Source organism: Luteimonas granuli (genome assembly GCF_007795095.1).
GTDB lineage: Bacteria > Pseudomonadota > Gammaproteobacteria > Xanthomonadales > Xanthomonadaceae > Luteimonas > Luteimonas granuli.
This window is the reverse complement of record NZ_CP042218.1, coordinates 2,025,001-2,046,705: the sequence shown is the minus strand read 5'-3', so window position 1 is coordinate 2,046,705 and position 21,705 is coordinate 2,025,001. Positions and strand designations below refer to the sequence as shown.

General features: G+C 68.5%; 18 protein-coding genes, 2 rRNA genes, 1 other RNA gene and 1 pseudogene (1 of these 22 only partly in view). 13 read left to right on the top strand and 9 right to left on the bottom strand.

What is annotated here, in order from left to right; genetic code table 11:
* Positions 1-3: 3 nt before the first annotated feature.
* From FPZ22_RS09420 to FPZ22_RS09400, 5 genes are all read right to left on the bottom strand, one after another.
* Complete coding sequence (locus FPZ22_RS09420) at positions 4-387, bottom strand: RidA family protein (RefSeq protein WP_144892430.1); 384 nt, start codon at positions 385-387, stop codon at positions 4-6.
* Between the two features lie 69 nt (positions 388-456).
* Positions 457-2,613, bottom strand: a complete 2,157-nt coding sequence (locus FPZ22_RS09415) for a RelA/SpoT family protein (RefSeq protein WP_144892428.1) — start codon at positions 2,611-2,613, stop codon at positions 457-459.
* A 133-nt stretch (positions 2,614-2,746) separates the two neighbouring features.
* Positions 2,747-3,046 (bottom strand): DNA-directed RNA polymerase subunit omega, encoded by a 300-nt coding sequence (rpoZ, locus tag FPZ22_RS09410; protein WP_144892426.1) that lies wholly within the window; start codon positions 3,044-3,046, stop codon positions 2,747-2,749.
* Between the two features lie 93 nt (positions 3,047-3,139).
* A complete protein-coding gene (gene gmk / locus FPZ22_RS09405) occupies positions 3,140-3,790 on the bottom strand; it encodes a guanylate kinase (RefSeq protein ID WP_425463044.1) in 651 nt (216 codons plus the stop codon).
* A gap of 7 nt (positions 3,791-3,797) precedes the next feature.
* Positions 3,798-4,658, bottom strand: coding sequence for a YicC/YloC family endoribonuclease (locus FPZ22_RS09400; RefSeq protein ID WP_144892422.1), 861 nt, complete (start codon positions 4,656-4,658; stop codon positions 3,798-3,800).
* A gap of 64 nt (positions 4,659-4,722) precedes the next feature.
* Between FPZ22_RS09400 and rph the strand changes: the two genes are divergently transcribed.
* From rph to pepQ, 6 genes and pseudogenes are all read left to right on the top strand, one after another.
* Positions 4,723-5,454: a ribonuclease PH gene (rph, locus tag FPZ22_RS09395; protein WP_144892420.1), complete on the top strand. Its 732-nt coding sequence runs from the start codon at positions 4,723-4,725 to the stop codon at positions 5,452-5,454.
* A gap of 3 nt (positions 5,455-5,457) precedes the next feature.
* On the top strand, positions 5,458-6,057 hold the full coding sequence (gene rdgB / locus FPZ22_RS09390; RefSeq protein ID WP_144892418.1) for an RdgB/HAM1 family non-canonical purine NTP pyrophosphatase: 600 nt from the start codon (positions 5,458-5,460) through the stop codon (positions 6,055-6,057).
* Positions 6,057-7,207 (top strand): annotated as a pseudogene (gene hemW, locus FPZ22_RS09385) (radical SAM family heme chaperone HemW). Before rdgB ends, hemW begins: the two are co-directional and overlap by 1 nt.
* A 122-nt stretch (positions 7,208-7,329) precedes the next feature.
* The gene (locus tag FPZ22_RS09380) at positions 7,330-9,687 is read left to right on the top strand and encodes a DUF1631 family protein (RefSeq protein WP_168198979.1); all 2,358 of its coding nucleotides are present in this window, start codon (positions 7,330-7,332) and stop codon (positions 9,685-9,687) included.
* Positions 9,684-10,034 (top strand): PilZ domain-containing protein, encoded by a 351-nt coding sequence (locus FPZ22_RS09375; protein WP_144892414.1) that lies wholly within the window; start codon positions 9,684-9,686, stop codon positions 10,032-10,034. Before FPZ22_RS09380 ends, FPZ22_RS09375 begins: the two co-directional genes overlap by 4 nt.
* Positions 10,035-10,098: 64 nt before the next feature.
* Complete coding sequence (pepQ, locus tag FPZ22_RS09370; protein ID WP_144892412.1) at positions 10,099-11,439, top strand: Xaa-Pro dipeptidase; 1,341 nt, start codon at positions 10,099-10,101, stop codon at positions 11,437-11,439.
* 7 nt (positions 11,440-11,446) lie between these two features.
* Here the strand turns inward: pepQ and FPZ22_RS09365 are convergent, their stop codons facing one another.
* Complete coding sequence (locus tag FPZ22_RS09365; RefSeq protein WP_144894095.1) at positions 11,447-12,712, bottom strand: aminopeptidase P N-terminal domain-containing protein; 1,266 nt, start codon at positions 12,710-12,712, stop codon at positions 11,447-11,449.
* A 59-nt stretch (positions 12,713-12,771) separates the two neighbouring features.
* Positions 12,772-13,305 (bottom strand): UPF0149 family protein, encoded by a 534-nt coding sequence (locus tag FPZ22_RS09360; protein ID WP_425462999.1) that lies wholly within the window; start codon positions 13,303-13,305, stop codon positions 12,772-12,774.
* A gap of 214 nt (positions 13,306-13,519) precedes the next feature.
* On the opposite strand from FPZ22_RS09360, the gene FPZ22_RS09355 reads away from it, so the two are divergent.
* The 7 genes from FPZ22_RS09355 (at position 13,520) to rpiA (ending at position 18,225) form a co-directional block, all read left to right on the top strand.
* Positions 13,520-15,652: a putative bifunctional diguanylate cyclase/phosphodiesterase gene (locus tag FPZ22_RS09355; protein WP_168198978.1), complete on the top strand. Its 2,133-nt coding sequence runs from the start codon at positions 13,520-13,522 to the stop codon at positions 15,650-15,652.
* Positions 15,653-15,684: 32 nt separating this feature from the next.
* Positions 15,685-15,906: a TIGR02449 family protein gene (locus FPZ22_RS09350; protein ID WP_144892406.1), complete on the top strand. Its 222-nt coding sequence runs from the start codon at positions 15,685-15,687 to the stop codon at positions 15,904-15,906.
* Complete coding sequence (locus tag FPZ22_RS09345; protein WP_144892404.1) at positions 15,903-16,196, top strand: cell division protein ZapA; 294 nt, start codon at positions 15,903-15,905, stop codon at positions 16,194-16,196. Before FPZ22_RS09350 ends, FPZ22_RS09345 begins: the two co-directional genes overlap by 4 nt.
* 90 nt (positions 16,197-16,286) lie before the next feature.
* Positions 16,287-16,472: non-coding RNA, 6S RNA (gene ssrS, locus FPZ22_RS09340), on the top strand.
* A 78-nt stretch (positions 16,473-16,550) separates the two neighbouring features.
* A complete protein-coding gene (locus tag FPZ22_RS09335; protein WP_246121030.1) occupies positions 16,551-17,099 on the top strand; it encodes a 5-formyltetrahydrofolate cyclo-ligase in 549 nt (182 codons plus the stop codon).
* Complete coding sequence (locus tag FPZ22_RS09330; RefSeq protein WP_144892400.1) at positions 17,096-17,581, top strand: EVE domain-containing protein; 486 nt, start codon at positions 17,096-17,098, stop codon at positions 17,579-17,581. Before FPZ22_RS09335 ends, FPZ22_RS09330 begins: the two co-directional genes overlap by 4 nt.
* Positions 17,578-18,225, top strand: coding sequence for a ribose-5-phosphate isomerase RpiA (rpiA, locus tag FPZ22_RS09325; protein WP_144892398.1), 648 nt, complete (start codon positions 17,578-17,580; stop codon positions 18,223-18,225). Before FPZ22_RS09330 ends, rpiA begins: the two co-directional genes overlap by 4 nt.
* Positions 18,226-18,547: 322 nt before the next feature.
* Here rpiA and rrf read toward each other — a convergent pair.
* Together rrf and FPZ22_RS09315 are read right to left on the bottom strand one after the other, a co-directional pair.
* A 5S ribosomal RNA gene (gene rrf / locus FPZ22_RS09320) occupies positions 18,548-18,661 on the bottom strand.
* A gap of 171 nt (positions 18,662-18,832) precedes the next feature.
* Positions 18,833-21,705: ribosomal RNA gene (locus tag FPZ22_RS09315) — 23S ribosomal RNA — on the bottom strand (it continues 6 nt past the right edge of the window).

Sequence of the window (21,705 nt, the reverse complement as noted above, 5' to 3'; positions counted from 1 at the left end):
GCCTCAGTCGAGGACCATCACCGCGTCGACCTCGAACTGCGCGCCCTTGGGCAGAGCCGACACTTCGATGGTCGAGCGCGCGGGATACGGCTCGCTGAAGTACTCCGCCATCACCGAATTGACCACCGCGAACTGCGACAGGTCGGTGAGATAGAGGCCGACGCGGGCGATGTCGTCCAGCGAGCCGCCAGCGGCCTGGCAGACCGCGCGCAGGTTGTCGAAGGCACGCCGCGCCTGGGCGGCGAGATCGCCCGGGACCAGTTCGCCGGTGGCCGGGTCGAGCGGGATCTGCCCGGAGAGGAAGACGGTGGCGCCGGCGCGCACGGCCTGCGAGTACGGGCCGATGGCGGCGGGTGCGTCGGCGGTGCGGACGGGTTGCCTGGGCATGCGCGGATCCTCTGATGCGTGGCAGGCGATTATGACCGCCGTCCTCGCCCGCGGCCATCGCCCGGGCGGTTACAGGCGCTGCACCCCATGCACCACGCCGAGCCGGCGCACCCTGCGGATCACGTCCGCCAGATGGGTGCGGTCGCGCACTTCGATGGCGAACTGGATCACCGCGGCGTTGGTGTCGCGCTCGAGATACTCGACCGCGTCGATGTTGGAATCGGCCTGGGCCACCGCCGCGGCCACCTGCGCCAGCACGCCCGGCCGGTTCTCGACCTGGAAGCGCAGCGCCACGTGGTAGTCGCCGGTGACCTCCCGGTCCCAGCCGATGTCGACCCAGCGCTCCGGCGACTTCCGGTACTCGGCCACGTTCGGGCATTCGATCCGGTGGACCACCACGCCGCGGCCGGCGGTGTGGTAACCCATGATCTCGTCGCGCGGGATCGGCATGCAGCAGTTGGCGAAGGTCACGACGCCGCGCTCGGCGCCGGTGATCAGGATCCGGTCCTCGCGATGCGTCCGCGCGCGCGCCGGATCCTTGTTGGTGAGCGACTGCGCCACCTGCGCCGGCATCCGGGTGCCCAGCGCGACGTCGGACAACAGGGCCTCCAGACGCGGATAGCGATGCTCCGCCAGGTAGGCCTCCAGTTCGGCGGCGGGCAGCCGCTCGAGCGAGCTGTCGAGATCCTCGAGCGCGCTGTCGAGCATGCGGTGGCCCAGCTGCACGGCGTCCTCGTGCTCGAGTTGCTTGAGCTGCTGGCGGATGGCGGTGCGCGCCTTGCCGGTGACCACGAACTCCAGCCACTGCGGCCGCGGCTGCGACGACTTCGCGGTCACGATCTCGACCGTCTGCCCGCTGGACAGGCGCGTGCGCAGCGGCACAAGCCTGCGGTCCACGCGCGCGGCCACCGTCCGGTTGCCGACGTCGGTATGCACTGCGTAGGCGAAGTCGACCGCGGTGGCGTTGCGCGGCAGCGACATGATCTCGCCCTTGGGCGTGAACAGGTAGACCTCGTCCGGGAACAGGTCGACCTTGACGTTCTCCAGGAACTCCAGCGACGAGCCGGTTCCGCTCTGCGCCTCGAGCAGGCCGGAGATCCACGAATGCGCGCGCTGCTGCGCACTGTTGGGCCCCCCGCCGCCGTGCTTGTAGGCCCAGTGGGCGGCGATGCCGCGCTCGGCGATCAGGTCCATCTCCGCGGTGCGGATCTGGACTTCGATCGGCGAGCCGTAGGGCCCGAACAGCACCGTGTGCAGCGACTGGTAGCCGTTGGCCTTGGGAATGGCGATGAAGTCGCGGAAGCGGCCGTCCACCGGCTTGTAGACCGAATGCGCGACGCCAAGCGCGTGGTAGCACTCGGCGACCGTTCCGACGACGATCCGGAAGCCGAAGACGTCGATCACCTGGGCGAAGGTCTTCGCCTCGGCCCGCATCTTGTTGTAGATGCTCCACGGCGACTTCACCCGGCTCACCAGCCGGTAGCTCAGGCCTTCCTTGGTCAGTCGCTGTGCCAGCTGGGCCTCGATCTTGGCCATGGCCTCGCGGCGCACCAGCGGCTGGGTGCGGATGTGCTTCTCGAGGATGCGGTGCCGCATGGGGTGCAGCGCGCGGAAGCCCAGGTCCTGCAGCTCGGCCTTGATCAGGTTCATGCCCAGGCGCTGCGCGATCGGCGCATAGATCTCCAGCGTCTCGCGGGCGATGCGCGCGCGCGCCTCGGCCGTCTGCGCGCCCAGGGTGCGCATGTTGTGCAGGCGGTCCGCGAGCTTGATCAGGATCACGCGCAGGTCGCGCGCCATCGCCAGCATCATCTTGCGGAAACTCTCCGCGTCGGCCTCGTGGCGGCTGCCGAACTGCAGCTTGTCGAGCTTGGTGACGCCCTCGACGAGTTCGGCCACGGTCTCGCCGAACTCGCTGGCGAGCGCGTCGCGGGTGAGCGGAGTGTCCTCGATGGTGTCGTGCAGGATCGACGCGACCAGCGTCTCGAGGTCGACCTTCTGCTCGGCGAGCACGGCGGCCACGGCGACCGGATGGGTGATATAGGGCTCGCCGGACCTGCGCGTCTGGCCGGCATGCGCGGCCGCTCCCACCGCCCAGGCACGGCGCAACTGCTGCAGCTGGTCCGCCGGCAGGTAGGCGGCGATCCGTTCGAGCTCGCGCATGTAACCGGGGACGTCCTCGTCCCCGGGCACGGCGACCTGGAGCAGCGCGAGCTCGGCGGAATTCATGCTGCGAGCCTACGCGCGCGCCCGGCAGCCGGCAACGGAGGCCGCGCCCGGCAGCGGGCGGCGCAACGCAAACGGCCCCACCGTGGCGGGGCCGTCGGAACATCGCCGCGCCCGAGGGCGCATGCGCGGGAGATCAGTCGTCGCCCTTGGAGAGATCGTCGTCGGCCACCACTTCGGCGGCGGCCCATTCCATCGCCTCGCGCTCGCGGCGCTCGCGCTCGGACTTCTCGACCGCCTCGACGTAGTCGGCGTCGATGCGGCGGGCGGCGATCTCGCGCAGCGCCAGCACGGTCGGCTTGTCGTCGTTCTCGCTGTTGTCCAGCTGCGGCTCGACGCCGTTGGCGAGCTGGCGGGCGCGCTTGGCGGCCATCATGACCAGCTCGAAGCGGTTGTCGATGACTTCGAGGCAGTCTTCAACGGTGATGCGGGCCATAAGTCTCCGGGCGGCCGGCGGGCCGTCGATGCGGGATGAGGGACCGGAAATGATAGGCCAAGCCGCTCCCCACCGCAAGCAAACCCCGACGAATCAGCGACTTGCGGCCTGCCCGGCGTCCGCCGAACCGTCCAGAAGCGCGGCGATGAGGCCGGCGTGGCGGATGGCCTGTGCCTCGCGCCGCAGCCGGCTGGCGGTGAATACGGCGCACATCTCGTCCACCGCGGTGGCGAAGTCCTCGTTGACGATGACGTAGTCGAACTCGCCGTAGTGGGACATCTCCTCGCGCGCCGCCGCAAGGCGCCGGGCCATCACCTCTTCGCTGTCCTGGCCGCGCTTGCGCATGCGCTCGTCGAGCGCGGCGCGCGAGGGCGGCAGGATGAACACGCCGACCGCGTCGGGCACCGCCGCGCGCACCTGGCGCGCGCCCTGCCAGTCGATCTCCAGCAGCACGTCGCGGCCGGCGGCCAGCTGCGGCTCCACCGACTGGCGCGCGGTGCCCTTCCAGTCACCGTGGACGCGCGCGTATTCGAAGAAGTCGCCGGCGTCGATCATGCGCTGGAAGCGCGCATCGTCGACGAAGTGGTAGTGCTCGCCTTGTCGCTCGCCGGGGCGCGGCGGGCGCGAGGTGAACGAGATCGACAGGCTGATGCCCGGATCGCGCGCCAGGCAGGCGTTGACGATGCTCGACTTGCCGGCGCCCGAGGGCGCCGCGACGATGAACAGGGTTCCGCGCGTTGGGATGTCGGCGCTATTCAATGTTCTGCACCTGCTCGCGGATCTGGTCGATCAGCACCTTCAGTTCCACCGCGATGTTCGTGGTGCGCGCATCGACCGACTTCGAGCCCAGGGTGTTGGCCTCGCGGTTGAACTCCTGCAGCAGGAAGTCGAGGCGGCGGCCGGCCGGCTCGCGCTGGCCGAGCACGCGGCGGATCTCGGCGACGTGGCTGTCGAGCCGGTCGAGCTCCTCGTCCACGTCGAGCTTCTGCAGCGACAGCACCAGCTCCTGCTCGACCCGCCCGGGATCGGCGGCCTGGACAAGGTCGGCCAGGCGCGCTTCGAGCTTGGCCCGCTGGCCGGCGCGGATCACCGGCACCAGCCCGCGGACCTCGGCCGCACGCGCCTCGATTCCGTCCACGCGCTCGAGCATGGCCGCCACCAGCTTCGCGCCCTCGCGCTCGCGGGCCGCGATGAAGCCGTCCAGCACCTGGTCGAGCAGCACCTGCACCTCGGCCTGCAGGGCCTCGGGCTCCGGAGCGGCCGAGCGCAGCACGCCGGGGAACTGCAGCAGGTCGGTGAACTGGGTGCGCAGGCCCGGGAAGTGAGGCGCGGCGTCCAGCGCGATCGCCGACAGCCGGCGCAGCAGGGCCTCGTCGACGTGCAGGGTGGCCGCGCCCTCGGCGGCGCGCAGGCGCAGCGTCAGGTCCAGCTTGCCGCGCGAGACCCGGGTCGAGATCCGCTCCCGCAGCTGCGGCTCCAGCACCCGCAGCTCATCGGGCGCGCGCAGGCCGATCTCGAGGAAACGATGGTTGACCGCGCGCAGCTCGCAGGCGAGCGTGCCCCACGGGGTGGCGCGCTCGCCCGAGGCGTAGGCGGTCATGCTGCGGATCATTCGGGCGTCCGTTGGTGCGGGGGTGCCGATGGTAAACTCGCCGACCTCCCCAGCGGTAATCGACATGTCCCAGACCCCACGCCCCAGCGGCCGGGCACCGGCGCAGATGCGCGAGGTGCGGTTCGAGCGCGGCTACACCCGCCACGCCGAGGGCTCGGTGCTGGTCAGCTTCGGTGACACCCGGGTGCTGTGCACCGCCAGCGTCGAGAACCGCGTGCCGGGCTTCCTGCGCGGCAAGGGCAGCGGCTGGGTCACCGCCGAATACGGCATGCTCCCGCGCGCCACCAACACCCGCAACGACCGCGAGGCGGCCCGCGGCAAGCAGGGCGGGCGCACGCTCGAGATCCAGCGCCTGATCGGCCGCAGCCTGCGCGCCTGCGTCGACCGCGACGCCCTCGGCGAGCGCACCATCACACTGGACTGCGACGTGCTGCAGGCCGACGGGGGCACCCGCACCGCGGCGATCACCGGCGCCTACGTGGCCCTGGTCGACGCCGTGCGCTGGCTGCGGAAGCGCCGCGAGATCGCCGGCGATCCGATCCACGGCGCGGTCGCCGCGGTCTCGGTGGGCGTCCACGGTGGCGTGCCCGTGCTCGACCTCGACTACGCCGAGGACAGCGCCTGCGACACCGACATGAACGTGGTGATGAACGACGGCGGCGGCTTCATCGAGCTGCAGGGAACGGCCGAAGGACACGCCTTCCGCCGCGACGAACTCGACGCCATGCTCGAACTCGCCGCCCACGGCTGCGGCGAGCTGTTCGCGGCGCAGCAGGCCGCGCTGGCCGCTGGCTGAGCCATGGACCTGGTGCTGGCCAGCGGCAACGCCGGCAAGCTGGCCGAACTGCGGCAGTTGCTCGGCGACCGCGGCCTCAGCCTGCGCGCGCAGTCGGAGTTCGGCGTCGGGGACGTCGAGGAAACCGGCCTGACCTTCATCGAGAATGCCCTGCTCAAGGCGCGCAATGCGGCGCGGGCCACCGGCCTGCCCGCACTGGGCGACGATTCCGGCCTGTGCGTGGACGCGCTCGGCGGGGCGCCCGGCCTCTACTCGGCGCGCTACGCCGGCCCCGGCGGCGACGCCGCGCGCAACATCGAGCGCCTGCTGCGCGAGCTCGATGGCGTGCCCGACGAAGCCCGCGGCGCCAGCTTCCACTGCTGCATCGTGCTGCTGCGCCACGCCACCGACCCGCGGCCGCTGGTGGTCGAGGGCCGGTGGCACGGGCGCGTCCTGCACGCGCCACGGGGCGCCGGTGGATTCGGCTACGACCCGGTCTTCCTCGATCCCGCCAGCGGACTGACCGCCGCCGAGCTTCCGGCCGCCCGCAAGAACGCGATCAGCCACCGCGGGCTCGCCCTGGCGACCCTGCGCGAACGCCTGCACGAACTGGCCGAGGCCTGATGCTGGTTCCGCCGCCGCTGTCGCTATACGTGCACCTGCCCTGGTGCGTGCGCAAATGCCCGTACTGCGACTTCAATTCGCACGAGCAGCGCGGTGCGCTTCCGTTCCGCGAGTACGTCGGGGCACTGGTCGCCGACCTCGAGCACGACCTGCCGCTGGCCTGGGGCCGCACCGTGCACAGCGTGTTCTTCGGCGGCGGCACGCCGTCGCTGTTTCCCGCCGACGCCATCGACGACTTCCTGCAGCAGGCCAGCGCGCGCCTGCGCTTCGCGCCCGGCTGCGAGATCACCCTGGAGACCAATCCCGGGACCGCCGAGCACGATCGCTTCGAGGGCTACCTCGCGGCCGGCGTGAACCGCCTGAGTTTCGGCATCCAGAGCTTCGACGACGGCTGCCTGCGGCGCCTGGGCCGGATCCACGACAGCGGCGAGGCGGAGGCGGCGGTGAAACTCGCCCAGGACGCCGGCTTCGACAACATCAACCTCGACCTGATGTACGCCCTTCCCGGCCAGGACCTGGCCGGTGCCGCGTCCGATCTCGAGCGCGCTGTCGCCCTCCAGCCGGCGCACGTCTCGCACTACCAGCTGACCCTCGAGCCCAACACGCTGTTCGCCGCGCGCCCCCGGACGCCATTCCCGACGAGGATCTCGCCTGGGACATGCAGGAGCACTGCCAGGCCATGCTGGCCGACGCCGGCTTCGAGCACTACGAGGTCAGCGCCTACGCACGGCCGGGCCTCCAGTGCGCGCACAACCTCAACTACTGGCGCTTCGGCGACTACCTGGGCATCGGCGCCGGCGCCCACGGCAAGATCAGCCTCGGCGCCGCGCAGACCGTCCGCAGGCGCTGGAAGCTGAAGCACCCCGCGGCCTGGATGGCGGCGGCCGGCACCACGGCGGCGCTGGGGGGCGACGCGGACGTGGACGCCGCACGCCTGCCCTTCGAATTCATGCTCAACGTCCTGCGCCTGCACGAAGGCTTCGCGCTGGACGATTTCGAGGCGCGCACCGGCCTGCCCCGCTCCGCGATCGCCGCCGAGCTGGGGGATGCCGTGGCCCGCGGCTGGCTGGACGTGGCCGGCGGACGCGCGGTCCCGACCGCGACCGGACGGCGCCTGGGCAACGACGTGGTCTCCCTGTTCCTGCGCTGAGCCCGGCAGGCGGCGCTCGGCGGGCCGGTTCGAGAGGACGGCCCAGGAGCGTGCTAGCTGTCACACTCCGTCCCGTGCTATGAAGCCTTCCGGGGGGGAATCGGCAGCTCGCAATGTCATCCATGACCTACATCCATGACGGCGCCGCCCGGCGGACCCTGGCGACCGTCGACCTGCCGCGCCGCGTCCGCAAGGTGCTTGACGCAGCGCTCAACCTGGCCTCGGTCGAACTCGACCCCTTCCTCCATGCCCTGCTCGATGAATACGAACAGGAGCTGTTCCGCCTGGCCGAGCAGGCGCGCCACCCGGGCAGCGAGTCCACCTATGTGCAGGCCCTGCGCAGCTTCCGGGTCTGCCGCCCGGACCTGATCCCCCAGCTCATGCTCGAACTCGAATGCGAGCTGGCGTTGCTGCGGAGCCCTTCCGCCGACGGCGGGACGCCGGCCGCCGCGGGCGCGCCCGCCGGTGAACGTGTACTGGGTCTCATCGACGACTCGCAGCTGGACGAGGACACGCTGCTCGGCGAGATCGCCACCCGGCAGGAAAGCCGCGCCAGCCTGTCGATGCATCTGCTGGGCCAGCGCTTCGGCGTGCTCGCCGGGACACCGGCGCTCGACGCCGCGCGCCTGCCGCTGGGCCCCCAGTGCATGTGCCGGGCGCTGCGCAACGCCTGCCGGTCGCTGCAGGTCCCCGACGAAACCCGCGAGCTGCTGTACCGGCTGTTCGATCGGGTGGTCATGACCCACTACGCCCCGTTCCTGGAAAGGCTCGACGCGATGCTCGACCAGGCGGGCATCCTCAGGGGACTGACCCATGTTCCCGTCCGCCTGCGCGCCTCGTCACTCAGGGAGGCCGAGGAGGCCGCCGCGAACGCGGCTCCGGGGGCTGTCTCCGGCCGCCGTGCGCGGGGCACCGGCGACGACGTCCGCGACATCCGTGACGACCGCAGCGACGGCTCCCGCGGCGCACGCCGGAAGCCCCGGGGTGCGCGGATCACACCGGACCAGCCACACACCGCCTGGATGGCCGAGACCACCACCGCCCTCACCGGCGGCGACGGGGAGGCTTCGTACGAGACCCTGCAGGAGCTGCTGGCCGAGCGGCGCGAGCTGATCGGCAAGCTGCGCGCCGGCCGGGCCGGCAGCGCGGAGACCACGCTCGACACCGGCGAGTTGATGGATGCGCTGGGCAAGATCCAGCGCCAGCCGCCGGGCCTCGGTGCTTCGCGGCCGAGCCTGATGGACGTGCGCCAGATGTTGCTGGCGCAGGCGCGCCAGCGACATGGACGAGGTGCGACCCTGGCGCAGCGCGACAACGATACCTTCGAGCTGCTGCATCTGCTGTACGGGCGACTCGAAAGCGAGATGCGCGCGGACGCCCCCGCGGCGGCCCTGATCCAGCGACTGCAGTTGCCGCTGCTGCGGGCGGCGCTGCAGGACCAGACATTCTTCGTCGAGCCCGCGCATCCGGCGCGTGCGCTGCTCAACACCGTTGCCGAGGCCGCCGCCAGTTGGCTCGACAAGGACGACCTGGATCCGCAGCTCCTGTTTCCGCTGCAGCAGGCCGTCAGTGAAGTCGTCGACCGTTACGACGGCGACAGCGCGGTGTTCGAGGCCAGCAACGGGCGGCTGCAGACCCACCTGCAGGCGCAGGTGCGCAAGGCGGAGATGCTCGAGCGCAGGCACATCGAAGCCGCGCGCGGCAAGGACAGGCTGGAGGTCGCCAAGCTGCGTTCGGCGGCCACGCTCGAGGAACTGCTCGGCGACCACCGCATCCCGAAGTTCTCGCGCGCGCTGCTCAACCAGGCCTGGGCGGATGTGCTGACCCTGACCCTGCTGCGCCAGGGCGAGGATTCTCCGGAATGGCAGGCGCTGCTCGACGCCACCCGACGGATCGTCGCTGCCTGCGCCCGCGGGGAACAGGCCGGCGATCCTGCGCTGGCCGCCTACATCGAAACTTCGCTGTCCCAGGTCGGATACCACGCCGACGAGGCCGCCATCATCGCCGCGCGCCTGACCGGCAGCGACGGCGGCGACGACGGTGACCCCGCCTCGCGCACCGAGCTGGCGATGAAGCTCAAGGCGCGCACCCGCCTCGGCGAGGACGCCGAGCGCGCCCGCCGGCCCGCCCTGCCGCCGCGCTCGCCCGAGGAGCAGGCGCGCTACGAGCAGCTGCGAGTCCTGCCCTTCGGCACCTGGATCGAGTTCACCACCAACCAGCAGGGCGACGTGGTGCGCAGGCGCATGTCGTGGTTCAGCCCGGTGACCGACAACGCGCTGTTCGTGAACCAGCGCGGCCAGCGCATCGGCGAGCACTCGCTGGATTCGCTGGCGCGCATGATCGTTGCCGGACAGGCCCGCGTCGTGACCGCCGAGCGTGGGCGCCTGGTCGACCGCGCGTGGCAGTCCGCCGTGCGCACCCTGCGCAGCTTCGCCGGCCGCGCCGAGGCGCCCGCCATCGGAGGGGGGGCCCACGCATGATGGACGAATTCCGCCGTGCCCGGCGACGCAAGGCCCCCGGGACCATCCTGGTGATGGACGCCATGTCTGAACGCGTGGTCGGCCGCATCGGCAACCTGTCGATGAGCGGAATGCTGCTGATGGCGAGCGTGCCGCTGGCGGAGGACTCGCTGTACCAGTTCCGTTTCAGCCTGCCGCTGGAAGGCGGCAGCGAATCGACGATCGAGATCGGCGTCCATCTGCTGTGGATGGATCGCGCCAGCGCGCCGGGCCAGGCCTGGGCCGGACTGAGGTTCATCGGCATGACCGAGGCCCAGGCCGGTCCGCTGCGCGCCTGGATCGACGCGCCCGGAAGCCGATACGAATAGCCGCGGGCCGGCGATGTCGCGGGCGATGCGGCAGAATGGGGCACCTCCCGCTGCCGCTGCCGCCATGATCGCCGAGTCCCTCGCCGCCCTGTATCCCGCCCACCTCGAGACGCTGATCGCGCGCGCCACGGTCGCGCTGGAACGCGGCGGGTTCGACCATCTTCTGGTCCCCAGCGGCACGCTCCACTACCAGGTCTTCGACGACCGCGACTACCCCTACGCGGCCAACCCCCAGTTCAAGCACTGGGTACCGCTGGTGCGGAACCCGGGCAGCTGGCTGGCGTTCACGCCGGGCGAGCGGCCGAAGCTGGTGTACCTGCAGCCGCGCGACTACTGGCACGTGGTGCCGGAGGCGCCGTCGGGCTACTGGGCGGAACACTTCGACATCGCGGTGATCCGCAAGCCGGACGACGCCCTGCAGCACCTGCCGCGCAACGCCACCCGCTGCGCCATCCTCGGCGAACCGCAGAGCGCGCTCGGCCGCTATGGCGCCTTCGCGCCGAACAACCCGCAGCCGGTGCTCGACTACCTCGAGTACCACCGCGCCTACAAGACGCCCTACGAGATCGCGATGATGCGCGAGGCCACGCGCCGCGCGGTGCGCGGGCATCGCGCGGCCGAGCGCCTGTTCCGCGCCGGCGCCAGCGAGTTCGGGATCCACCTCGCCTACTGCCAGGCGGTCGGCCAGGACGCGAACGAGCTGCCGTACGGCAACATCGTCGCGCTCGACGCCCACGGGGCCGTGCTGCACTACACCGAGCTCGACCGCGTGCCGCCGAAGTCCGTACGCAGCTTCCTGCTCGATGCGGGCGCCAGCCACGGCGGCTACGCGGCCGACATCACCCGCACCCACGCCATGGATCGTGGAAGCGAATTCCAGGCCTTCATCGACGCCGTCGAGCGCGCGGAGCTGGAGCTTTGCGGCAAGGTGCGGGCCGGCATGGACTACCGCCAGCTGCACCTCGACGCGCACATCGCGCTGGCCCGCGTGCTGGAGGACTTCGGCTTCATCACCTGCGGCGCCGAGGAGGCCGTGGCCACCGGCCTGAGCTCGAGCTTCTTCCCGCATGGCATCGGCCACGGGCTGGGACTGCAGGTGCATGACGTCGCGGGCTTCGCCGCCTCCGACGCCGGCGGCACCATCGACAAGCCGCAGGGCCATCCCTACCTGCGCCTGACCCGCGAACTGGCCCCGGGCATGGTGGTGACGATCGAGCCGGGGCTGTATTTCGCCGACATGCTTCTGGAGGACCTGAAGGCCGGAAGCAACGCCGGCAGGGTCGACTGGAACCGGGTCGAGGCCTTCCGCTCCTACGGCGGCGTGCGCATCGAGGACAACGTGGTGTGCACCGACGGCGAACCGGTCAACCTGACCCGGGAAGAGTTCGCGGCGGGCAGCGCGTAAAGCGCGCTCACCCCGCCATGAAGGCCTCGATCTCGTCGGCGCTGCGCGCGAGCCCCGCCGTGAGCACCTCGTGCCCGTCGCGGGTGATCACCACGTCGTCCTCGGTGCGGATGCCGATGCCCCGCCACTTCTCCGCCACGCCGGTGTCGCCGGGCGGAATGTAGATGCCGGGCTCGATGGTGTAGACCATCCCCGGTTCGAGCAGCCGCGATTCGCCGTCGATGCGGTAATCGCCGACGTCATGCACGTCCAGCCCCAGCCAATGGCCCGTCTTGTGCGGATAGAAGCGCTTGTACGCCTGGTCGGCCAGGGCCTTGCGCAGCCTGCCCTTGAGCAGGCCCAGCGAGAGCATGCCCTCGGTGAGCACCTCGACGGCGGCATTGTGGCCGGCCTCCCAGGGCACGCCCGGTCGCGCTTCGGCCAGCGCCGCCGCATGCGCCGCGCCCACCAGATCGTGCAGCGCGCGCTGCTCGCGGCTGAAGCGGCCGTCGACCGGGAAGGTACGGGTGATGTCGGCGGCGTAGCCGCGGTGCTCGGCGCCGGCGTCGATCAGCACCAGGTCGCCACGGCGCGCCTGCGCATCGTTGGCACGATAGTGCAGCACGCAGGCGTTGGCTCCGGCACCCACGATGCTGCCGTAGGCGGGTACGCAGCCGGCGGCGCGGAACACCCGTTCGAGCTCGGCCTGCAGTTCGTACTCATGCATGCCCGCACGTACGGCGCGCATTGCCGCCTGGTGCGCCTGCACGCTGATCTTCGCGGCCCTGCGCATCAGCTTCAGCTCGTCCGCGCCCTTGATCAGGCGCATTTCGTCGAGCAGGTGTCCCAATTCCAGGAACTCGTGCGGAGGTTGCGCGCCGTGGCGCACCTCGGCGCGGACGCGGTTGAGCCAACCGATCAGCTTGAGGTCGAAGCCGGTGTCACGCCCGAAGTGGTAATAGACGCGGCGGCGCCCCTCGAGCAGGCCGGGAAGGATGTCGTCGAGGTCCTCGATGTCGTAGGCATCGTCGACTCCGAGCGCGTCCGGCGCGCCATCCGGCCCGATGCGGGCACCGTCCCAGGCTTCCCGCTCGGGGTCGCGTTCGCGGCAGAACAACAGGCTTTCGCCATGGCTGCGGCCCGGCACCAGCACCAGCACGGCGTCCGGCTCCTCGAAGCCGCACAGATAGAGGACGTCGGAGTCCTGCCGGTAGGGGTGGAAGGTGTCGCGACTGCGCACGCGCTCGGGGGCCGCCGGCAGGACCAGGATGGCGTCGTCGCCCGCCATCCGCATGAGCTGGCGACGACGGCGCTTGTAGCTGCCGAGGGGCAGTGCCAGGGCCACGGCGGTCCTCAGTTGAGCCGGTTGCGGTGGCGGGCGGCCAGCGCGCAATCACCATGCAGGAGCAGGGCGGCGACGCGGACGAACTCCTCGATCTCGGCCAGCGCCTCCTCGTCCTCCTCGTCGCCGTCGTCCTGCGCGGTGGCGCGTGCCAGCCGCGCGAGGTCGGCCAGCGCCTCCTCGCCCTCGCCGGACAGCCTGGGGTCGGCGCCCGCCGCCAGGCCGAAGGCGCCGACGAAGCCTCGACACCAGTCGAACAGCGCGCCGCTGCGCGCGGCCAGGGACGCATCGTCGCCCGGGCCAAGCAGCACCAGGCCGAAGTCGCGATCCTCGAACTGCGCGCGCGCCGCCGCATGCAGGCGCGCCAGCGGCGACCCCTCGGCCGGCGCCGGCAAGGCATCGTCGACCATCACCCGCGCCAGCCAGTTGCCGCCGGTGTCGCCGCCGCCGGCCAGCCAGCCGCAGAGGCTGCCGTGGAGTTCGGGCGCTGACGTGGCGAGACCGGCTTCGCGGCTGGCCTGCTCTACTTCGGACAGGGAGGGCATGGATTCGGACATGGTACGGGCACGGCGGACGGCTGGCGCAGTGTAGCGCCGAGCGTGTCTTGTTGCCGGTATGCGGCCATGCCTACACTGCGACGACCGCCAGGGAGGCGGAGAGGACCATGCCTTGCCGTCGGCCATAGAAACGGGTCTGGCAACCGCTGTCGCGATCGCACTGCTTGCAGCGTGCATCGTTCTGGCGCTGCGCCTGCGCAGGATGCGGCGTGTCGTCGTATGGCTGCACGAATGCGAACGAAGCTTCCGGCTGGCACTGTGGGCCGGCGGCCAGCGCCATTGGGACTTCCACATACCGGACCGGCGCCTGCGCTACCTGGTGGCCAGGCGCGACGACGGGGGCCAGGGCCCCCACTTCGGTTCCGGAGAGGCCGACCCCGCGGCGGTGATCCATCCCGACGACCTGCCGGCGGTCGCCGACGCGATGCAGCGCTATGTGGCCGGCGATGCATCCGAGTTCCTTTCCGAGTACCGGGTCCGCGTCGACGGTCGCGCGACGGGCCGAAACAACTGGGTCTGGGTCCGCGCGCGCGGCCGCGCGGTCGAACACGGCCCCGACGGCTCGATCCTGCGCGTGGCCGGCACCTCGCTGGACATCGACCGCAGCCGCGCGGTGGAGCGCGAGAACCGTATCGCCAGCGAAGTGCTGCGCAGCATGAATGAAGCGGTGGCGGTGCTCGATGCGCGCTTCAACTTCCTCTCGGTCAACCCGGCCTTCTCCCGGATCACGGGCTATGCCGCGGCCGAGGTCGTCGGGCGCGACGCCCGCATGCTCGACAGCCCCCGGCACCAGCCCTCTCCCGGCGTGGCCATGCGTGCGGCCCTGGCCCGCGAAGGCCACTGGTCCGGCGAGACGTGGCAGTGCAAGGACGACGGGGAAGAGTTCCTGTGCGCGGTCGAGGCGGTCACCGTCCCGGCCCCGGACGATGGTGGCGAGCCCATGCACGTGCTCGTGCTCAACGACATCACCCAGCACAAGCGCGCCGAGGAGGAGCTGAGGTACCTCGCGAGCTTCGACGCGCTCACCAACCTGCCCAACCGGTCGTTGCTCGCCGAACGCCTCTCGCGCGCGGTCGTACGCGCGCGGCGCGCGGGGGCGCGCGTGGCGGTCCTGTTCGTCGATCTCGACCGCTTCAAGGACATCAACGACTCGCTCGGCCACGCCATGGGCGACCGCATCCTGCGCGCCGTGGCCGAACGCCTGCAGCAGACCGTCGGCCCCGGACAGACGGTGGCGCGACTGTCGGGCGACGAATTCACCGTGGTGCTCGAAAACGTCGCCGATCCTGCGGATGCCGAACGGGTGGCGCGCGAGATCATCATGGCCTTCGAGGTGCCCGTGGCACCGGGGGACGGCCGCGAGGTGTCGGTGTCGGCGTCGATCGGCATCAGCCTCTATCCGGACCACGCCCAGGTGCCGACCGAACTGCTCAAGCGCGCCGACGCCGCCATGTACCAGGCCAAGGCCGCCGGCCGCCGCACATGGATGCGCTACGACGACAGCATGGAGGCCGCGATCCGCAGGCGCGCCGTCCTTTCCGGCGCACTGCACAAGGCCATCGACCGCGGCGAGCTGCGCGTCGTCTACCAGCCCCGCCAGGCGCTTGCGACGTCGCGCATCACCGGGGCCGAAGCGCTGCTGCGCTGGACCAGCCCCGAACACGGCGAGATTCCGCCGGCGGAGTTCATCCCGCTGGCGGAAGAAAACGGGATGATCTTCGAGATCGGCGAATGGGTCCTGCGCGAGGCATGCCTGGCGGCGCGCCACTGGCGGGACCACGGGCTGCTCGACGTCGCCGTGTCGGTGAACATGTCGGCGCTGCAGCTGTTGCGCGGCGACTTCGCCGAAGTGGTGCGGCGGATGCTGGACGACACCGGCCTGCCGCCGCATGCGCTCGAGCTGGAGCTGACCGAGAGCATGCTCATGGCGAATGCGGACCAGGCCGCGCACAGGCTGCGCGCCTTCCGCGAACTCGGCGTGGCGCTGGCCATCGACGACTTCGGGACCGGCTACTCCTCGCTGGCGTACCTGAAACGGCTGCCGATCACCACGATCAAGATCGACCAGTCGTTCATCGCCGACCTTGGCCACGCTCCCGAGGGGGCCTCGATCACGACCACGGTGATCGCGATGGCCCACGGACTGGGGCTGGGCGTCGTCGCCGAGGGCGTCGAGAGCGAGGCCCAGGCGCGATACCTGACGCGCTGCCACTGCGACGAGATCCAGGGATTCTGGGTGTCCGAACCGATGGATGCCGCCTCGTGCATGGCCTTCATCCACGCCCGGCCTCCGTCGGCGGCCGCCGTCGCCCTGCCCGCGCCCGCCGCTTCTTGACCGTCTCCTTCCGCCTGCCTATCGTGCCCGGGATGGACACCCCCGACGTGCTCGCCCAGTTGCAGCGGCTCTCAGAACGCTTCGAGGAGCTGGCGGTGCATACCCGCCGGCTGGCGGAGGAGAACCGCAGCCTGCGCCAGCAGCACGAACAGGTGTCCGGCGAGCGCGCACAGCTGCTGGCCAAGAACGAGCAGGCGCGCAGTCGCGTGGAAGCGATGATCGCGCGCCTGAAATCGCTGGAGCAGCACACGTGAGCAGCACCGAAGCCGTCAGCGTCCGTGTCCTCGACCGCGAATACACCGTAGGCGTCGGCAGCGGCGAGGTCGACGGGCTGATGGCGGCCGCGCGCGTGCTCGATGCGCGCATGCGCGAGGTCCGCGGTGCCAACCGCATGGCCGCGATCGACCGCGTGGCCGTGCTCGCGGCGCTCAACCTCGCACACGAACTGGAGCAACTGCGGCGCGAAGGCGAACAGCGGGAGCGCGAGGTGGCCCGCGCACTGTCGGCACTGCAGGCCAGGCTCGATACCCTGCTCGATGCCTGAACGCGTGCGCGTCAGGCCTGCCATGCGCGAAGTGAACGCCGGCCGACGGATGGCCGCGGCAGTCTCCGCTCGCGCGGTATACTTCGTTCGCGTCCTCTGCCGTGATCGACGGCGTGCGCAAACATTCGCCTTGTCCCTTAATGACGACCTCGGGGACGCGACGGAAGCCTGGTGCGCAAGTCCGCCCGCGAGCGGGAAGCCCGAAGGCAGCCAAGCGTTCCCACTTGAACCCCGGGTTCAAGGTCGTTTCGCACGCATCGACATGGCGGAGGACGTATCCCTTCTTTGCCCTGCGGCCGCCGATCGCGCGCCGCAGGCCGCGTGACCGTGGCGCGCGCCGACCAGCGCCGCGTCATGCGTGAGCGGCGCCGGGAGGTTCCGCCGGCCGCTCGCATTGGCGCGGCGGATGGCCTGGCCGCACAACTGCTGGCGCTGCCGCTGGCGCCGGGTGCGAAGGTGGCTGGCTACTGGGCTGCCGACGGCGAGATCCCGCTGCACACCTGGCAGTTGCGGCTGCCACCCCGCTGCACCTATTGCCTGCCCGTGCTGCACGAGGGGGGCTATCTGCGCTTCGCACCCTGGCGGCCGGGCGAACCCGTCGCGCCGAACCGCTTCGGCATTCCCGAACCGGTGGCTGCGCCGGACGCACTGCTGGACCCCTCGTCGCTGGACCTCGTCGTGGTGCCGTTGGTGGGCTTCGATGCGCGCTGCCATCGGCTCGGCATGGGCGGCGGCTGGTACGATCGCAGCTTCGCGTTCCGCCACCATCGCCCCGCGCCACCGCTCCTCGTCGGAGCCGGGTTCGCGTTCCAGCAGGTCGAAGGCGAGTTGCGCAGCGAAGATTGGGATGTGCAGCTCGATGCGGTGTGCACCGAACGCGGCACCCTCTTCCGTCCGACATGAGCACGACAGGCATGCGCAGGCGCTACTGGCTGATGAAATCCGAGCCCGAGGACTTCTCGATCGACGACCTCGAACGGGTCGGCACCGAGCCCTGGACCGGCGTCCGCAACTATCAGGCGCGCAATTTCATGCGCGACGGGATGCGGCGCGGCGATGGAGTCCTCTTCTATCATTCGAACTGCGCAGTGCCCGGCATCTACGGCATCGCCGAAGTGGCCAGCTCCGCGTATCCGGACCCCACGCAGTTCGACCGCACGTCGAAGTACTTCGATCCCAAGGCGACGCGCGAAGAGCCGCGCTGGATGCTGGTGGACGTGGGCTTCGTGCGCAGCTTCGCGGCCCCGGTCACCCTGGAGGCCATCCGCGGCCGCGCCGAAGCGCTGGGCGAGGACTTCGCCCTGATCCGCAAGGGAAGCCGTCTGTCAGTCCTGCCGGTCAACGCCGCGCAGTGGAAGATCCTTCTGGCCATGGAGCCGAAATGAGCGACGCAAAGCGCCTGGCCGGCGAAAAGGCCATCGAGCATGTCGAGGATGGCATGGTGGTCGGCGTGGGCACGGGCTCGACGGTCGCGTTCTTCATCGACGCGCTCGCGGAGCTGCGCGACCGCATCGCCGGCGCGGTCTCGAGCTCCGACCAGAGCACCGCGCGATTGCGCGGCCACGGTATCGAAGTGTTGGACCTGAATGCCTGCGGTCCGATCCCGCTGTACGTCGATGGCGCCGACGAGTGCGACCCGGGGAAGCGTCTGATCAAGGGCGGCGGCGCGGCCCTCACGCGCGAGAAGATCATCGCCGAGGCGGCGGAGAAGTTCATCTGCATCATCGACCCGTCCAAGGAAGTCCCCGTGCTCGGGCGCTTCCCGTTGCCGGTCGAGGTGATTCCGATGGCACGCAGCCTCGTGGCGCGCGAGATTCTCGCGATGACCGGCGGCCAGCCCGTCTGGCGCCAGGGCACGGTGACCGACAACGGCAACTGGATCCTGGATATCCACGGGCTCGCGATCACCGACCCCGTGGCGATGGAACGGGCGCTCAACCAGATCCCGGGCGTCGTCAGCGTGGGCCTGTTCGCACGCCGGCCGGCCGACGTGGTGATCGTCGGCGGCAATCCTCCGCTGGTGCGTTGAGCCTCCGCTGGTGCGTTGAGCCTCGAGTCCGCCTCTCCACTGCGGACTGAACTGAACCCTTCGCGAGAAGCAGAGTCCGGGCCGGACCCCTGGCCATGCTCGCCATGGCAGTGGCGCCGCGAACGTGGTGCTGCGCGCGCGTGGGGGTGAGTCCTGCCCGGGTAGCAGACTTCGACCCTACTGTGCGATCCCCAACGGACGCCTTCAAGGCGCGACAAGGCGCCAGCAGCAAACGCGCCAACAGCAATGGGGCATCGCCCCGGGTCAGGCGAAGAAGCAAAGAAAAACCCCGCAGCCTTGGCTGCGGGGTTTTGGGTGAAAACCCTGGCGATGACCTACTCTCGCATGCTGAATGCACACTACCATCGGCGCGTTCACGTTTCACTTCCGAGTTCGGAATGGGATCGGGTGGTTCCATGAAGCTATTGTCACCAGGGAGAGGGTGGAGGGTCGCGGACCGTTGCCGGTTTGACGCGCACACGCTCTCGTTGGTTGCCTCGGAACGAAACCGGATACGGTTCCGCCCTTGGCGAATAAGTCAGGGACGTAGCGAAGCTTTTGTGCCGAACATCGACGCGTCGTCGAGTCCAAGGCCACTTGAGGTTATATGGTCAAGCCACACGGATCATTAGTACTGGTTAGCTCAACGCCTTGCAGCGCTTACACACCCAGCCTATCAACCACCTGGTCTTGATGGTTCCTTCAGGGGGCTTGTGCCCCGGGAGATCTCATCTTGAGGCGCGCTTCCCGCTTAGATGCTTTCAGCGGTTATCGCTTCCGAACGTAGCTACCCGGCAGTGCCACTGGCGTGACAACCGGAACACCAGAGGTTCGTCCACTCCGGTCCTCTCGTACTAGGAGCAGCCCCTCTCAAATCTCCAACGCCCATGGCAGATAGGGACCGAACTGTCTCACGACGTTCTGAACCCAGCTCGCGTACCACTTTAAATGGCGAACAGCCATACCCTTGGGACCGACTACAGCCCCAGGATGTGATGAGCCGACATCGAGGTGCCAAACACCGCCGTCGATATGAACTCTTGGGCGGTATCAGCCTGTTATCCCCGGAGTACCTTTTATCCGTTGAGCGATGGCCCTTCCATACAGAACCACCGGATCACTAAGTCCTACTTTCGTACCTGCTTGATCCGTCGATCTTGCAGTCAAGCACGCTTATGCCTTTGCACACAGTGCGCGATGTCCGACCGCGCTGAGCGTACCTTCGAGCTCCTCCGTTACTCTTTGGGAGGAGACCGCCCCAGTCAAACTACCCACCATACACGGTCCCCGATCCGGATCACGGACCTAGGTTAGAACGTCAAGCACGACAGGGTGGTATTTCAAGGATGGCTCCATGCCAGCTGGCGCCAGCACTTCACAGCCTCCCACCTATCCTACACAGACGAACTCAACGTTCAGTGTAAAGCTATAGTAAAGGTTCACGGGGTCTTTCCGTCTTGCCACGGGAACGCTGCATCTTCACAGCGATTTCAATTTCACTGAGTCTCGGGTGGAGACAGTGCCGCCATCGTTACGCCATTCGTGCAGGTCGGAACTTACCCGACAAGGAATTTCGCTACCTTAGGACCGTTATAGTTACGGCCGCCGTTTACCGGGGCTTCGATCAAGAGCTTCGCCTTGCGGCTGACCCCATCAATTAACCTTCCGGCACCGGGCAGGCGTCAGACCCTATACGTCCACTTTCGTGTTTGCAGAGTCCTGTGTTTTTGATAAACAGTCGCAGCGGCCTGGTATCTGCGGCCCCCCTCAGCCCAGCCACGCATGTGGCCACCAAAGGGGGCGTACCTTCTCCCGAAGTTACGGTACCATTTTGCCTAGTTCCTTCACCCGAGTTCTCTCAAGCGCCTGAGAATTCTCATCCTACCCACCTGTGTCGGTTTACGGTACGGTCTGCACAAGCTGAAGCTTAGGAGCTTTTCCTGGAAGCGTGGTATCAGTCACTTCGCTCTAATGAGCTCGTCTCGGTGCTCGGTCTTGAAGGGTCCCGGATTTGCCAAAGACCCAAACCTACCGCCTTTCCCCGGGACAACCAACGCCCGGTAGACCTAACCTTCTCCGTCCCTCCATCGCACTTGTGCGAGGTGCTGGAATATTAACCAGCTTCCCATCGACTACGCATTTCTGCCTCGCCTTAGGGGCCGACTCACCCTGCGTCGATTAACGTTGCGCAAGGAAACCTTGGGCTTTCGGCGTGCGGGCTTTTCACCCGCATTATCGTTACTCATGTCAGCATTCGCACTTCCGATACCTCCAGCAGACCTCTCGATCCACCTTCAACGGCTTACGGAACGCTCCTCTACCGCGCATACAAAGTATGCACCCCAAGCTTCGGTTCCATGCTTAGCCCCGTTAAATCTTCCCCGCAGACCGACTCGACCAGTGAGCTATTACGCTTTCTTTAAAGGATGGCTGCTTCTAAGCCAACCTCCTGGCTGTCTGTGCCTTTCCACATGGTTTTCCACTCAGCATGGAATTTGGGACCTTAGCTGTGGGTCTGGGTTGTTTCCCTTTTCACGACGAACGTTAGCACCCGCCGTGTGTCTCCCGCATATTCTGTCCTGGTATTCGGAGTTTGCAATGGTTTGGTAAGTCGCAATGACCCCCTAGCCATAACAGTGCTCTACCCCCAGGAAGATTCGTGCGAGGCGCTACCTAAATAGCTTTCGAGGAGAACCAGCTATCTCCGGGTTCGATTAGCTTTTCACTCCTAATCACACCTCATCCCCTACCTTTGCAACGGGAGTGGGTTCGGGCCTCCAGTACCTGTTACGGTACCTTCACCCTGGGCATGACTAGATCACCCGGTTTCGGGTCTACTGCCCGCGACTATGCGCCCTTATCAGACTCGGTTTCCCTTCGCCTCCCCTATACGGTTAAGCTCGCCACGAACAGTAAGTCGCTGACCCATTATACAAAAGGTACGCAGTCACCCCGAAGGGCTCCTACTGCTTGTACGCACACGGTTTCAGGGTCTATTTCACTCCCCTCTCCGGGGTTCTTTTCGCCTTTCCCTCACGGTACTGGTTCACTATCGGTCGGTCAGGAGTATTTAGCCTTGGAGGATGGTCCCCCCATGTTCAGACAGGGTTTCTCGTGCCCCGCCCTACTCACTTTTCATCATTCCGGCCCTTTCGCATACAGGGCTGTCACCTTCTATGGCCAGTCTTTCCAGACTGTTTTGCTAGAACCGGAACAACTTTTGGGCTGCTCCCCGTTCGCTCGTCGCTACTGGGGGAATCTCGGTTGATTTCTTTTCCTCCGGGTACTTAGATATTTCAGTTCCCCGGGTTCGCCTTGCATGGCTATGTATTCACCATGCAATACTCCTTGCGGAGTGGGTTTCCCCATTCGGACATTGCCGGATCAAAGCTTGTTGCCAGCTCCCCGACACTTTTCGCAGGCTGCCACGTCCTTCATCGCCTCTGACCGCCAAGGCATCCACCGTGTGCGCTTATTCGC

What these genes read in the sequence shown, in the direction of transcription:
- FPZ22_RS09335 (WP_246121030.1), top strand. Translation starts at nt 16,551, where the DNA reads ATGCGTGAGCGGCGCCGGGAGGTTCCGCCGGCCGCTCGCATTGGCGCG.
- FPZ22_RS09355 (WP_168198978.1), top strand. Translation starts at nt 13,520, where the DNA reads ATGCGGCGTGTCGTCGTATGGCTGCACGAATGCGAACGAAGCTTCCGG.
- pepQ (WP_144892412.1), top strand. Translation starts at nt 10,099, where the DNA reads ATGATCGCCGAGTCCCTCGCCGCCCTGTATCCCGCCCACCTCGAGACG.
- FPZ22_RS09415 (WP_144892428.1), bottom strand. Translation starts at nt 2,613, where the DNA reads ATGAATTCCGCCGAGCTCGCGCTGCTCCAGGTCGCCGTGCCCGGGGAC.
- FPZ22_RS09420 (WP_144892430.1), bottom strand. Translation starts at nt 387, where the DNA reads ATGCCCAGGCAACCCGTCCGCACCGCCGACGCACCCGCCGCCATCGGC.
- rph (WP_144892420.1), top strand. Translation starts at nt 4,723, where the DNA reads ATGTCCCAGACCCCACGCCCCAGCGGCCGGGCACCGGCGCAGATGCGC.
- rpiA (WP_144892398.1), top strand. Translation starts at nt 17,578, where the DNA reads ATGAGCGACGCAAAGCGCCTGGCCGGCGAAAAGGCCATCGAGCATGTC.
- FPZ22_RS09380 (WP_168198979.1), top strand. Translation starts at nt 7,330, where the DNA reads ATGACCTACATCCATGACGGCGCCGCCCGGCGGACCCTGGCGACCGTC.
- FPZ22_RS09375 (WP_144892414.1), top strand. Translation starts at nt 9,684, where the DNA reads ATGATGGACGAATTCCGCCGTGCCCGGCGACGCAAGGCCCCCGGGACC.
- FPZ22_RS09365 (WP_144894095.1), bottom strand. Translation starts at nt 12,712, where the DNA reads ATGCGGATGGCGGGCGACGACGCCATCCTGGTCCTGCCGGCGGCCCCC.
- rdgB (WP_144892418.1), top strand. Translation starts at nt 5,458, where the DNA reads ATGGACCTGGTGCTGGCCAGCGGCAACGCCGGCAAGCTGGCCGAACTG.
- FPZ22_RS09350 (WP_144892406.1), top strand. Translation starts at nt 15,685, where the DNA reads ATGGACACCCCCGACGTGCTCGCCCAGTTGCAGCGGCTCTCAGAACGC.
- FPZ22_RS09400 (WP_144892422.1), bottom strand. Translation starts at nt 4,658, where the DNA reads ATGATCCGCAGCATGACCGCCTACGCCTCGGGCGAGCGCGCCACCCCG.
- FPZ22_RS09360 (WP_425462999.1), bottom strand. Translation starts at nt 13,305, where the DNA reads ATGCCCTCCCTGTCCGAAGTAGAGCAGGCCAGCCGCGAAGCCGGTCTC.
- FPZ22_RS09330 (WP_144892400.1), top strand. Translation starts at nt 17,096, where the DNA reads ATGAGCACGACAGGCATGCGCAGGCGCTACTGGCTGATGAAATCCGAG.
- rpoZ (WP_144892426.1), bottom strand. Translation starts at nt 3,046, where the DNA reads ATGGCCCGCATCACCGTTGAAGACTGCCTCGAAGTCATCGACAACCGC.